This is a genomic window from Mesorhizobium metallidurans STM 2683 (genome assembly GCF_000350085.1).
Classification (GTDB): domain Bacteria; phylum Pseudomonadota; class Alphaproteobacteria; order Rhizobiales; family Rhizobiaceae; genus Mesorhizobium; species Mesorhizobium metallidurans.
On record NZ_CAUM01000074.1, the window covers coordinates 17,215 to 28,465 of the forward strand.

At 59.8% G+C, this 11,251-nt stretch carries 13 protein-coding genes and 3 pseudogenes; 10 read left to right on the plus strand and 6 right to left on the minus strand.

Annotation, left to right across the window (positions count from 1 at the left end):
- Nucleotides 1-318: 318 nt before the first annotated feature.
- A complete protein-coding gene (locus MESS2_RS34095; RefSeq protein ID WP_083918494.1) occupies nt 319-558 on the plus strand; it encodes a signal peptidase II in 240 nt (79 codons plus the stop codon).
- On the opposite strand, the gene MESS2_RS30990 is transcribed toward MESS2_RS34095, so the two are convergent.
- A complete protein-coding gene (locus tag MESS2_RS30990) occupies nt 488-745 on the minus strand; it encodes a MerR family DNA-binding protein (RefSeq protein WP_008874689.1) in 258 nt (85 codons plus the stop codon). The two genes, MESS2_RS34095 and MESS2_RS30990, sit on opposite strands and share 71 nt — an antisense overlap.
- Nucleotides 746-898: 153 nt before the next feature.
- Here MESS2_RS30990 and MESS2_RS12790 point away from each other — a divergent pair.
- The 4 genes and pseudogenes from MESS2_RS12790 to MESS2_RS12800 form a co-directional block, all read left to right on the plus strand.
- Nucleotides 899-1,324, plus strand: a pseudogene (locus tag MESS2_RS12790) (IS5 family transposase); the annotation flags it as partial.
- A gap of 103 nt (nt 1,325-1,427) precedes the next feature.
- A complete protein-coding gene (locus MESS2_RS12795) occupies nt 1,428-1,826 on the plus strand; it encodes a hypothetical protein (protein ID WP_040592860.1) in 399 nt (132 codons plus the stop codon).
- A gap of 602 nt (nt 1,827-2,428) precedes the next feature.
- Nucleotides 2,429-2,866, plus strand: a complete 438-nt coding sequence (locus MESS2_RS34100; protein ID WP_083918492.1) for a GFA family protein — start codon at nt 2,429-2,431, stop codon at nt 2,864-2,866.
- Entirely contained in the window at nt 2,850-3,488 is a 639-nt protein-coding gene (locus MESS2_RS12800; RefSeq protein ID WP_008874693.1) for a DUF6766 family protein, read from the plus strand. Before MESS2_RS34100 ends, MESS2_RS12800 begins: the two co-directional genes overlap by 17 nt.
- On the opposite strand, the gene MESS2_RS12805 is transcribed toward MESS2_RS12800, so the two are convergent.
- The 3 genes and pseudogenes from MESS2_RS12805 to MESS2_RS12815 all read right to left on the minus strand — a co-directional run bounded on the left by MESS2_RS12805 (nt 3,485) and on the right by MESS2_RS12815 (nt 4,640).
- Nucleotides 3,485-3,703 carry a KTSC domain-containing protein gene (locus MESS2_RS12805; protein WP_008874694.1) on the minus strand — a complete coding sequence of 73 codons (219 nt, stop codon included), beginning with the start codon at nt 3,701-3,703 and terminating at the stop codon, nt 3,485-3,487. The genes MESS2_RS12800 and MESS2_RS12805 overlap by 4 nt on opposite strands.
- 7 nt (nt 3,704-3,710) lie before the next feature.
- The gene (locus MESS2_RS12810; protein WP_244439966.1) at nt 3,711-4,052 is read right to left on the minus strand and encodes a hypothetical protein; all 342 of its coding nucleotides are present in this window, start codon (nt 4,050-4,052) and stop codon (nt 3,711-3,713) included.
- An 88-nt stretch (nt 4,053-4,140) separates the two neighbouring features.
- Nucleotides 4,141-4,640: pseudogene (locus MESS2_RS12815) on the minus strand (YciE/YciF ferroxidase family protein).
- A 263-nt stretch (nt 4,641-4,903) separates the two neighbouring features.
- On the opposite strand from MESS2_RS12815, the pseudogene MESS2_RS12820 reads away from it, so the two are divergent.
- Nucleotides 4,904-5,301, plus strand: a pseudogene (locus MESS2_RS12820) (alcohol dehydrogenase catalytic domain-containing protein); the annotation flags it as partial.
- A gap of 319 nt (nt 5,302-5,620) precedes the next feature.
- Nucleotides 5,621-6,217 carry an SOS response-associated peptidase family protein gene (locus tag MESS2_RS12825; RefSeq protein ID WP_040592864.1) on the plus strand — a complete coding sequence of 199 codons (597 nt, stop codon included), beginning with the start codon at nt 5,621-5,623 and terminating at the stop codon, nt 6,215-6,217.
- On the opposite strand, the gene MESS2_RS12830 is transcribed toward MESS2_RS12825, so the two are convergent.
- Nucleotides 6,214-6,594: a hypothetical protein gene (locus MESS2_RS12830; protein ID WP_008874700.1), complete on the minus strand. Its 381-nt coding sequence runs from the start codon at nt 6,592-6,594 to the stop codon at nt 6,214-6,216. The genes MESS2_RS12825 and MESS2_RS12830 overlap by 4 nt on opposite strands.
- Nucleotides 6,594-7,349 carry a hypothetical protein gene (locus MESS2_RS12835; RefSeq protein ID WP_008874701.1) on the minus strand — a complete coding sequence of 252 codons (756 nt, stop codon included), beginning with the start codon at nt 7,347-7,349 and terminating at the stop codon, nt 6,594-6,596. Before MESS2_RS12835 ends, MESS2_RS12830 begins: the two co-directional genes overlap by 1 nt.
- A gap of 158 nt (nt 7,350-7,507) precedes the next feature.
- On the opposite strand from MESS2_RS12835, the gene MESS2_RS12840 reads away from it, so the two are divergent.
- The 3 genes from MESS2_RS12840 to MESS2_RS12850 all read left to right on the plus strand — a co-directional run.
- Complete coding sequence (locus MESS2_RS12840) at nt 7,508-7,969, plus strand: hypothetical protein (protein ID WP_008874702.1); 462 nt, start codon at nt 7,508-7,510, stop codon at nt 7,967-7,969.
- A 430-nt stretch (nt 7,970-8,399) separates the two neighbouring features.
- A complete protein-coding gene (ligD, locus tag MESS2_RS12845) occupies nt 8,400-10,343 on the plus strand; it encodes a DNA ligase D (protein ID WP_157357694.1) in 1,944 nt (647 codons plus the stop codon).
- A gap of 184 nt (nt 10,344-10,527) precedes the next feature.
- Nucleotides 10,528-11,251: ArdC family protein (locus tag MESS2_RS12850; RefSeq protein ID WP_040592866.1), on the plus strand; the 724-nt coding region annotated here is incomplete at its 3' end.

Sequence of the window (11,251 nt, forward strand, 5' to 3'; positions counted from 1 at the left end):
GCGCGATCCGGTTTCGCAGCCATATGCCGAGGCGCGCCTTGGTGATCATGAGGCGAGCGCGTTGCTCATCATTCCCATCATCGGCATCATGCGCATCGCAACCTGGCCCGTTCGATGCTCGGCTGAGCGTGGAGCCGATCTATCGGGAGCGGTTTGGGCTGGCGCACCAGATCGTTTTGAAGGCACAATAAGCCAGCGAGTGAAAGAAACATGGGAAAAGGCGCAACATCCGTTAAGGCTACCGAAGCTCTCCGTCAGTAGCCTAAGGGTCATTGGGCAATTGAACGCCGATGGGCTTCTAGGAACTGACGCGCAGAGCTGGATTCCGCGGCGTGCAGGAGGCTCTCGCCATTCCAGCGTAAGCGGCCGCAAGCGGCGGCCCTCGGAGCCATACTCGGCGGTGCCCTGAGCAATGTCTTGACCATCTTCAAATCGGCGCTGTTGTCGACTATCTGGATTTTCACGCCTGGATCACATTGGCCACCGTTCAATTTCGCCGATGCGGCAATTGTCTGTGGCGTCCCGATCCTGATGCTCGCAGATGGGCCGTCCGAATGATCAGGAGGGTAAGCGAGAACTTCGATAATCCGATAGTCGCGACTTTGCACTCCTTGATCATCCGTGCGAGCTCGGTCCTAAGCCCGAGTAGCCGGCGGATTCGCCTCTCGACGGCCTCAAGCTGATCGTTAGCGATGTGGCTTACCTGCTCGCAAGAAGCTTCAGGCATCTCCTGCAAAGCGAGCATCGCTTTGCAGGCGGAGATGTCGAAGCCGATGCTGTGGGCCGGTTCATCGGCTTCGAGGTCACTCGAGTCTTAAGTGTCTGCCTCGAAAAGAAGTTGAGTGATATCAGCGACTTGTGATTCAGTCGGTGTTGCGAAGCATCGACGGAGAGGCACATGTGGACCGATATCACCCGGGCGAAGCATGCCTGCAAAGGGCGGTATTCAAGCGATTTGACGGATATGGAGTGGGCGGTTCTTGAGCCGGTCATTCCGTCTCCGTCACAACTTGGGCGGCCGCCGAAATGGTCGCGGCGGGAGATCAATGGACTGTTCTACGTGCTGCGCAGTGGCTTGCCGTGGCGGATGCTGCCCAGGGACTTGCCGCCGGTGTCGACGCTGCAGCGCTACTTCTACGCTTGGCGCGACAGCGGCGTTTGGAGCACGATCAATCACCTGCTGCTCATGAGCGTCCGTCTAGCCGCCGGTTGCCAAGCCTCCCCCAGCGCCGGCGTGATCGACAGCCAAAGCGTGAAAACCACGCAAAGCGGCGGGCCTTGCGGTTACGATGCCGGCAAGAAGGTCAAGGGCCGCCAGCGCCATAGGCGCTTTGCCGGTGAATCCCGAAGCCCCCCGCGCAAACGCTTCCAGCCCAGCGGGTCAGTGCGGGCCGTTCCTCGTTGCTGATCGTTGAGATGAAGCCAGCATGTTGGAGCTTGCAGTCGTCCATCGCGCGTTCACCGGAGATCTATCGCCACGAACGGTTTTTCTCCCTGCACGCTCTACCACGTTTCAGCTTTTTTCCTCAAAGGTGATCGGCGAGAGCTCGATGTCTTTGGCATCTAAGGAGTTGACGACGGCTTCGAGGGCGGCGCGCCTTGCCGAAAGCGATCAGCCGGTCAGAACGTTGCCGTTCGGGTCTGCAAGCATGTCGAACTGCGCAGCTAGGCAGGCGTCGCGAGCTTGCGGATGCGGCCTTCAGCCGGTGACGGAGCTTTTAAGCGCGTCTAAGGAATATTGGCGGGACAGGCTCGATCACGATCTCGCCGTCGGCGACGAACTGCGTGGCAGCAAAGCCAACATGTTCCCCAGCCGTTGCGTGTGAACAGATCCTCAAAGATCGCGGCTGGATCGAATCTTGCCGCAGTTGCACGGCGCTCCGATATACGATCCGCGGCCAGCCCGGATGGTTCGGGATTACGCCATCGTCCGTGGACATGTTGGCCTTGCGGTCGCGCAGCAGTGGTTTGTCCCGACGCCAGCCGATCCCTACACCTTCATCATACTCCGTGCAGAGAACTGCTGGATCGCGCCGTGGGACAATCGGAAAAAACTCTCGACGCGGTGCGCGAACGGCGTCAGCCAATCCGGCACTGGGCTCGCCTGCTGAAGTTTTTGCAATGAATAGTCGGAATGCCAAACCAAAAGGGCGCGACCCGCCCCCTCGAACTCCGAATGAAAGGAGTAAGCGGTAGGATCTGCCTGACCAGTGCGCGCTCTTCCTCTGCGCTAACAAATTCCGCTCAATACAAAGCCCAGCTGGCTGCGTACTTTGTCGACGAACAGGCTGAGTTGGTCCGGCATGGCGTGTTTCCGTGGCCACCAACAACGCTGTCTCGGCGAGCCTGGTTCGGGCTCCCAGGTATCGGAGTGTTTGTCATCTCCCTCCGCTGGGGAACAGGCGACCCCATGTCGTGGTTGATCTAAATGTCAAGCACGAATGCCATTTTCGATATTGCTTTTACGGAAATCGCGGGTCGATCTTTGTGCAGTGCGGTAAGGTACCGGCTGACAAGCATCCCTCGCGTTCACTATTGCCATTGTGACATGTGTCGCAGAGCCACCAGCAGCGCGTTCGCCGTGCTGGCTTGGATCTCCTTCGATCATCTCTTCTGGACCAGCGGTAGGCCGAAATACCGGCGATCATCGCAGCTGGCCGAACGTCGATTTTGCGAGGATTGCGGTTCACCGCTCACGCTCGCTTATGATGCCGTCTGTAGTTCCGCCGACCAAACGCATGACGCGCTGATGGAACTCTACCGCTCGCGTTCAGCGAGCAGGTCGAAGCTGTGTCCACCGTCGGTTCTCGGCGGTTGGCATTTAACCGCGTTCAGAAAGGAGCGGGACTTTGAAAACGTTCTTTAAAGACAATGGCCTGACGATCGTTCTCGTCACGATGTTTCTGTTCAGCGTGCTCGGCATGATCTGGTCGGGCCAAGCCGCCCACAATAAAGAGCTGGCCGAGCACGGCTCCCCAGCTCTTCGTCTCTTGGCGTACATGGCAAGCGGTAACTTCCTTTCGGGGCTGTTCGAGAACTGGGAAAGCGAATTCTTGCAGATGACTGCCTATGTTATGTTGACGGCGATGCTATTCCAGCGCGGCTCGGCCGAGTCGCGTGACCCAGATAATCCCGACCGCCCCAACGACGAATTCCCAGCAACGACGCGGCGGCGCAATCCTGTCTTCTCCTGGCTTTATTCCTACTCTCTAGGCATCGCACTGGCGCTGCTGTTCATTGCCTCATTTGTCCTGCACTGGTGGGCAAGCCTTATGGCTGCGAACGAGGAGGCGCTTCTGCACGGCGGTGAAGTCCAAACGCTTAGCGGTTATCTCCTCGATGCCCAGTTGTGGTTCGAGTCCTTCCAGAACTGGCAGTCGGAGTTCATGTCGACCGCGGTCCTGGTGGTGCTGTCGATTTTCCTGCGGCACAAGGGCTCGCCCGAGTCGAAGCCGGCGGACGCCGCCAATTCCGAAACGGGCGCCTAACCGTTGTCGTCGTTTTCGCGGGCGCGTCGATACTTGAAACGGCCCCGGATGTGCTCGTTGAAAAAGCGACCCTTGGCGAAGGCATTTCGAAACGACTGGTAGGTCTCCGCAGGGACGGCCTCATAGTCGTAGCGTTTTCCACTGGCGACAAACCAGACCGAAAGCACCTCTCTATCCGGATCGTATTCAGTCTTGCGGATCGAGGTGGAGGGCATGGATCCCCTAAACAAGCGCGAGGGGCAGATAGCGGATGACGACCTTGTCCTGGCGAAAACGCCGTTCGAGTTCTGCCCGTCGCTTTCGCCAACGCGGCAAATCAATTTCTTCGGTCATCACCTCGAAGATGACAATGTGATCCGTCTCAGTCTCGCCGGCTTGACGCCAGAGACCTTCAGCGGGCGACTGGAGGCAGGCGGTTACTCCACCGTGTTCGGTGGCCAACTCGTTCTTTAGGCCGTCAAAGTCCTTCTGTGCGAACGGTTGTCCGGTGTGGTCTTTTACCGGAAGCAAAATTTGGAAGAGGTGCACGAGAGCCGCGCCGAAAGTGTTAGTTGTTGTGGTCAAGCGTTCAGTGTCAGCTAAAGCCGCATGCGTGACCTGAACCGACGGCGAGGCGGCGCCGCTTATACGGCACCGCGCGCTGTACTTGGAATCAGGCCGCCTTTGCCATCTCATTGGCGGAGGAGTCTGCTAGCCCCGTGAGCGCGCCTCATCAGTTGCCGATTCTTCCGCCAGCGTTTGATCGAGCAGCTTTACGGCGTCCTGCATTCCAGGGACCTCGGCCCAGCGCTTGAGGGTGCCGTAACGTTTTATTTTGTAGTGTTCGACGGCCTGGGCGGCCGAGATCAGTCCGGCGTCGAGGGCGGCTGTGCCCTTGAATTCTTCGGTGATCTCCTCGCCCTCCTCGATGATGCCATCGATTGCGGGACAGGTCTTGCCTTGGGCGCGCTTGCCCAGAATCTCGAAGACCTGCTGAAGGCGCTCGACATGACCCTCGGTCTCGTCCTTGTGCTTTTCGAAAGCCGCCTTCAGATCGGCCGAAGACGCAGCCCGCGCCATCTTCGGCAATGCTTTGAGGATCTTCCTCTCCGCGTAATAGATGTCCTTCAGTGTATCGAGGAAGAGATCGTCCAACGTCTTTTCTTTTGCCATCGGGAGTTTCCTTAGGAGCCAGCGTTTGTTCACGCGCGCGTGAGATGCGAAACAACAAGCTCCGGCGTTTGGAAAGGTTCCTCGCCCCGGCATCCAAACCGGGCTGCTGCTGTTTGCCGGCAAGTGATCGGCATGAGATGGGGCCGCGAAAGTGAAACGATGGAGCTCCGCACAGCAGCCCATGGAAAGCAGTGTGGAGATACTAAGCGAGACAGGAACCAAGCTCGCTTGGCGCGTATTGCTCAGTCACACTCGAGGTTTCGATGCGCACTCTCACCTGGCACGGCAAACACGACATTCGCTGCGAGAGCGTCCCCGACCCGAAAATCGAAATGCCAACGGACGCCATCATCAAGGTGACGCCCTGCGCGATCTGCGGCTCCGACCTGCACATTTACAACGGCGTCATCCCGGACATGGAGAGCGGCGACGTGCTCGGCCATGAGAATATGGGCGAGGTCGTGGAAGTTGGGTCGGACGTTTCAACCCTGAAAGTCGGCGACCGTGTGGTGGTGCCGTTCACCATCGCCTGCGGCGAATGCTTTTTTTGCAAGCGGGGATTCTACTCTGGCTGCGAGCGTTCCAATCCGTCCAAGAGCAAAAGGCCGAAACGATGTGGGGCCATTCTCCCGCAGGTCTCTTTGGCTACTCTCATCTGCTCGAGGCTATATTATCCATGACGACGATGTCGCCGGGCTTCGTGTCAGTCAAACGTCAGTTACATGCCAGTTTCTTGACCGTGGCCGACCATGCTCGTTTCCATGGCGTGCTGCTCAGCGATCACCTGCCGAGCCAGGTCCTTTGGCACTCCTAGACCGGGAACCTATCATCTCATCACGGATTGGGTCGTGTCCGCGTTGAGACGGCAAGGAGGCCGATATTCTGGTTGAACAAGATCCGTGGAATTGAGGTGCGGGCCGCTTTCCGTCACGTCTCGATATACCGTACTGTGATTGGAGCGCCCGCGTCCGGAGCCGTCCATGTGCAACGATTACGAACAGCATATAATTTGGGCCGAGTATTGCCGGATGATGGCGTCGCTGGCCCTTAAAATCCCGAGTCACCAGACGGAACTAGATTTGCCACAAGCGGACGACATTCGCATCAAGGATCCGGCTCCCGTAATGCGCGGCGCCGACGACGCGATCGAACTGGCATCGATGACGTTTGGATTTCCGCCGACCGGGCCGAAGGGAGGGCCGGTGTTCAACTTCCGCTCCGAGGGACGGCAATTCGGAAATAGCAAGCGCTGCCTCATCCCCGCGTCCGCGTTCTTCGAATTCACAGGTACGAAATATCCAAAGGCGAAACATCGCTTCACACTCAACGGATCTCCGTTCATGGCCGTCGCGGGGCTTTGGCGCGAAGCCGTCGGCAACAAGCCGCCCACCTTCACGATGCTGACGACCGATCCCGGGCCAGATGTCGTGCCATATCATAATCGGCAGGTCGTGGTCCTCCAGCCGGAGAACTGGGCGGCCTGGATCAATTTGACAAAGCCGGAGGCCGAGCTTTTGCGGCCGCTGCCGGCTGGATCACTCTCCGTGGAGACAATTCGCCCTGAAAGCTCAACTTAACTTCGCAAAATCTCCGGCACGCTGAGAGGCCCGAGATCGAGGACCGGCGTGTATTCACCCGTGCGGCGCCAGACGCCCCGCACCTTTCCATTCTCTCGATCCCGCCTCGGATCGAACATCAGCCCGTCGAAGTGGTCAAGGAACGCCTTTGCTGATGCGGCATCGCTGAAGCAATGGAGCCGATAGGTTTCATATTTGCCGTTCGGCCATATCGCCTGCACATGCCGCGTCTGGTGCTTAAGCCCTCGGTCCTGGCAGAACGTCGCGATCATGGTGAAGTTCTGGTCGGTGCAGAGGTCGTCCGGCAGCGCAACCTGGTGCGGCCAGTCGCGGTCAATGACCGATGGTGTTGGTGAGCCCCGACTGCGTTTGACCACTATTCGAAATGCATGGACTGGCCGCGCATCATTGCCAGCGTCAGCGCGATTGCAGGATTTGCCGGCGGCTTTTCCATATGCAAGGAGCCGTCGAAATCACGCCATGCTGCCCTGCGGAATTCATCATCGTCATCGCCGGCCGCCGGGTCGAAAACGTGGGCATCGCAGGGATCCCGGTCGATCTCGATTGTCCAGTCCTTGAGCGCCTTGCGCGCCATCTCTTCGACCTGGGCAACGTCGCTGGTGAAGAAGGGGATACGGTCTCCATCTTCCGAAAGCGGCTCAACCCGATCCAGCGTCGGCCGTTCGGGAACCCAACCCAGAACGAAGGCGATATCGAAATCGATCTGGCGGTCTGGGCCAGCTGTAACCTCCAGCCGTTTGACGACGTCAGGATAGAGCTGTTTGCGCGCCGGCCAAGTGTCCGGAAGCGCCTCGGCCTGCAACTTCGTGCGGGGAACGTTGATCAGTTCCATGACCTGATGGCGCGGAATTCTGTCCTCCGGCCAGCCCGCACAACAAGCAGTCGTCGCAGCCTCGTCGGCCTCCAGCCAGACCGTGGCGGCTTGGTTCTCGTCTTCGGTAGGCTTGTCGTCTTCGGGAAAGCCTTTGATATCCCACCCTTCCAACGCAAACAGTCCTTCCGCCCCCTGCAAAGCCGTAATGCCGGCGCGTGCAAACACGGCTTCGGCTGCGGCGATGCCGCGTGCGAGGTCTTCGGGTGTTGCGTTCTCGATGTTCAAGCGAAGTTCCATGGTTCGCCTCCTATGGCCTATCTCAGTGAATGTGAACAAAAAGAGAACAAAGAGTCAAGTGCGCCCCTTGACGAGACAGGAATATGTTCCTTATTTCAGCGTGATCTTGAGCAGCAAAGGACCATGGCTCGGCGTCAATCGCGCTGGCCGGCGAAGCTATGGCGAAAACAGCGGAAGACAATTTTCGGATCGAGATCTGGGATCGCGAGGAGCAGGCTCTGTCAGAAACCATTTCGCGTTCCCCCGATTCGACGGTGAGCCAGGCTGCCTGGCAGGCCGCCATCCGGCGCCGGCCTGGCATGTTGCTGATCCACTACAACAGTCGGCATGTGATGGAGAAGATCCTGACGCCAGGCGAGGTGAAGATCCCGCCACAGACCATCATCGACGGCAGCGTTCACGCCGGCCTCGATGTCGCCCTCGGAGACCTTCGCGAATGGCATGTGCTGCGGGCCTGGTGCAGATCCTGTTCACACCATGCAACGGTAAAGCCTGCCGGCCTCATCAAACGCTATGGCAAAGGCGCTCTGTTCAGTTCAGTCGAACGCGCGCTTTTCTGCACCAGTTGTGACAGGGGCGGGCCTGTCCGGCTTGAAATTCACAAGCTGCCACGCAATTGAGAGGAGCCGAACGGCGCAGGACCTGATCGATTTCCAGGCCAACTCGGCGCTGGTGCTGGCAAGCCAGCAGCATCGATGTGATCAGCGGCTTGACTGCCGAGGACCGGAACTGCGCGCGATCACGGCTGGTCGGCTTCCATCGTGACGCAAAGTCATGCGGACCGCCGCGGACGGGGACAGTCGGTCCCGCGTCCCGTCCTGCGGCCGGCGCTATGCTGACGCTCCTACGGCTGTCCCGTTCACCGCCCGCGGCGGGGGCGAATTTCCTCCGTCCTGCGCGCGACAACGTCCCCTGTTGCGGACGCGCGCAGGACTGCGGCTTATACGCCGTTCTTCCTTAGAGCGCCGACGGTCGCCGGCGCGTGGATGCTTGGGGATGGAACCGAATCCCATGCAGGGTATTGAATCGGACTATGTATCCGAGTTCCGCATGTCGCCTGTAGATGGCACCCTAAGCATCTGCAAAAGGCGCACACGGCGCAGAGACTCAGAATCTATCCCTACATATCCGCTGCCGAAGTTTCGGTCCTTCCAGCTCTGCACGCTAACAGACGACATACCGGTGGGCGGGGATTGGCTCTTCGAGATGAAGTTCGACGGCTATCGCGCCCAAGTCGCCATCTCCGGCTCGAACGTCGTCGTCTATACCCGCAATGGCCACGACTGGACCCGACAGTTCAAAGTGATCCTGCCGCCGCTTCAGAGACTGACCAAGGGCGCGGTGCTGATCGATGGTGAGATCGTCGCCATCGACAGCCAGGGCCGCACGAACTTCTCCATGCTGAAAACCGGAATTGCCGCAGGTCTGCCGCTCAAGTTCTACGCCTTCGATCTGCTTGAATTCGATGGAGAAGATCTGTCGAACAAGCCGCTCCTTGCGCGCAAGGAGCGGCTTGAGTCCCTGCTGGGCGCTCGCCCACCTGACGACTGCCTGCAATTCTCCAGCCACATCGTCGACCAAGGCAAAAGGGTGTTTGACGCCATGTGCAAGGGCGGCCACGAAGGTATCATCGCCAAACGCGCCGACAGCTCCTACGTCGGCGACCGCAACAGGAGTTGGCTCAAGATCAAGTGCACGAAGCGACAGGAATTCGTTGTCGGCGGTTATCGCCCAAGTGACACAGGACATGGCATGGCCTCGCTGATCCTCGGCACTTACGACAATGGCAAGCTTATCTATCGCGGCCGCGTCGGCACTGGGTTCACCGCGGCGATGCGCAAGGACATCCTGGCGAAGCTCGAGAAACGCCGTGTTGAGAAACCGACTTTTGCTTCTGTTCCGAGAGACATTGCCCGCCGTGCCCGGTGGGTGAAGCCCGAGCTTGTCGCCGAAGTCACCTATGCCGAAGTGACACCGGACGGCAGCCTGCGACATCCAAGCTTTGAGGGCATGCGCGAAGACAAGCGAGCCGACCAGGTGGTGATGGAAATGCCGAAGACGCCGGCAACTCTCGCCTCCGCCAATCTCGACCCGGGAATCGGCAAGGAGATCGCCGCTGCTGTCGGCGTCAAGCTGACCCATCCGGACAAGGTCATGTATCCGAGGACCAAGGTGACCAAGGCCACGCTTGCCGCCTACTACGCCGTGGTCGCCGAGAAGATGCTGCCGCACATCCAGGATCGGCCGCTGTCGCTGGTGCGCGATACCGACGGCGACCTGCAACAGACCTTTTTTCAGAAGCATAAACTGCCAGGCATGCCCAAGGCCATTCATGACGGCCAGTTGGCGAAGATGTCCGGTAAGGAAAGCCGCATCCTTTGGGTCGGCGACATGGCGGGGCTGATCGCAGGCGTCCAGATGAACGTGCTCGAATTCCACATTTGGGGGAGCCTGCGCCAGCAGCCGAATTTGCCGCACCGCATGATCTTCGACATCGATCCCGACGAGGGCCTGGGCTTTAATGCCGTCAAGCAGGCAGCCCTTGACATTCGGGGCATTCTGGAAGCGCTGGGACTGGAGTCGTGGCCGTTGCTGTCCGGCGGCAAGGGCGTTCACGTGGTTGTGCCGCTCGTCCCGGAGGCAGACTGGGATGAGGTCAAGAGCTTCTGCCAAGACTTCGCCGAACTACTGGCCCGTACAGATCCGTCGCGCTTCGTGGCCAACATGAGCAAGGCGAAGCGCAAGGGCCGAATGTTTGTCGATTACCTGCGCAACGGCCAGGGCTCCACTGCAATCTGTCCCTGGTCGACTCGGGCACGCGCGGGGGCGTCGTGCGCGGTGCCCGTCAGCTGGGAGGAGTTGCCCACCTGCGAAAGCGCCAATGGTTTCGATGTTTTCGCCGCCGCCGCGCGGGCTCAGCTACCCGAAGCATGGGCGGGTTATTTCGACGTCGAACAAACGCTTACCGACCGCATCCGCCACGCGGTCCGGTAGCAATAACCATCCTAGATGGTCAGCGACATTTGCCGATTGGGCGCGGACCGCCTTTGCCGAAATTCGAGAGAGTCCCCTTTGCGGGAGGCCCCCGCAACGCCGTCTAGAGTGAGAGTACGGACCGGTTGCCGTGACGGGTTGAGAGCTGGGGGAGGGCCTCCGGCGCCCGTCGCGGAGAACCGCGATGTCCAGACATTACGCTCGCGCCGGCGCCGACCGGGCAAGCCTCTATGACGATATCACCAACAAGATCATCGCGGAGCTGGAGGCTGGGCGCTTTCCCTGGGTGCAGCCCTGGGGCACGACGGCGACGAAAGCTCCTCTCGCTATGCCGGCCAACGCCGCGACCGGCCGCGCCTATTCCGGGATCAATGTGCTGATCCTGTGGGGTGCGGTCGTCGAGCATGGCTTTCCCGTCCAGGGCTGGCTGACTTTCCGCCAGGCGCTATCGCTGGGCGGCCATGTCCGCAGGGGCGAGCACGGGACCACCGCCGTCTATGCTGACCGTTTCATCCCTGACGACGAGAAGAATCGCGCGCGGGAAACCGGCGAGGCAGCACAGGCCATACCGTTCCTGAAGCGCTTCATCGTGTTCAACGTGGCGCAATGTGAAAATCTGCCCGCCGATCTGGCCGTGGCTCCGCCTGCACCAGAGACTGGACTGATCGAGCCTACAGTCGAGACGCTGATCAAGGCGACAGGTATCGATTTCCGCATCGGTGGCAGCAGTGCCTATTATGTGCCGGCGCAGGACTACGTGCGGGTGCCGCCCCCGCAGGCCTATTTCGAGACCATCGACTGGCACCGCACCGCCCTGCGTGAGCTTGGGCATGCGACCGGCCATGCCTCCCGCGTCGGCCGCGACCTCGGAGGCGCCTTCGGCACCAATAGATATGCTTTCGAGGAAC

What these genes read in the sequence shown, in the direction of transcription:
- MESS2_RS30990 (WP_008874689.1), bottom strand. Translation starts at nt 745, where the DNA reads ATGCTCGCTTTGCAGGAGATGCCTGAAGCTTCTTGCGAGCAGGTAAGC.
- MESS2_RS12795 (WP_040592860.1), top strand. Translation starts at nt 1,428, where the DNA reads ATGTTGGAGCTTGCAGTCGTCCATCGCGCGTTCACCGGAGATCTATCG.
- MESS2_RS34100 (WP_083918492.1), top strand. Translation starts at nt 2,429, where the DNA reads ATGTCAAGCACGAATGCCATTTTCGATATTGCTTTTACGGAAATCGCG.
- MESS2_RS12805 (WP_008874694.1), bottom strand. Translation starts at nt 3,703, where the DNA reads ATGCCCTCCACCTCGATCCGCAAGACTGAATACGATCCGGATAGAGAG.
- MESS2_RS12825 (WP_040592864.1), top strand. Translation starts at nt 5,621, where the DNA reads ATGTGCAACGATTACGAACAGCATATAATTTGGGCCGAGTATTGCCGG.
- MESS2_RS12835 (WP_008874701.1), bottom strand. Translation starts at nt 7,349, where the DNA reads ATGGAACTTCGCTTGAACATCGAGAACGCAACACCCGAAGACCTCGCA.
- MESS2_RS12840 (WP_008874702.1), top strand. Translation starts at nt 7,508, where the DNA reads ATGGCGAAAACAGCGGAAGACAATTTTCGGATCGAGATCTGGGATCGC.
- ligD (WP_157357694.1), top strand. Translation starts at nt 8,400, where the DNA reads ATGTCGCCTGTAGATGGCACCCTAAGCATCTGCAAAAGGCGCACACGG.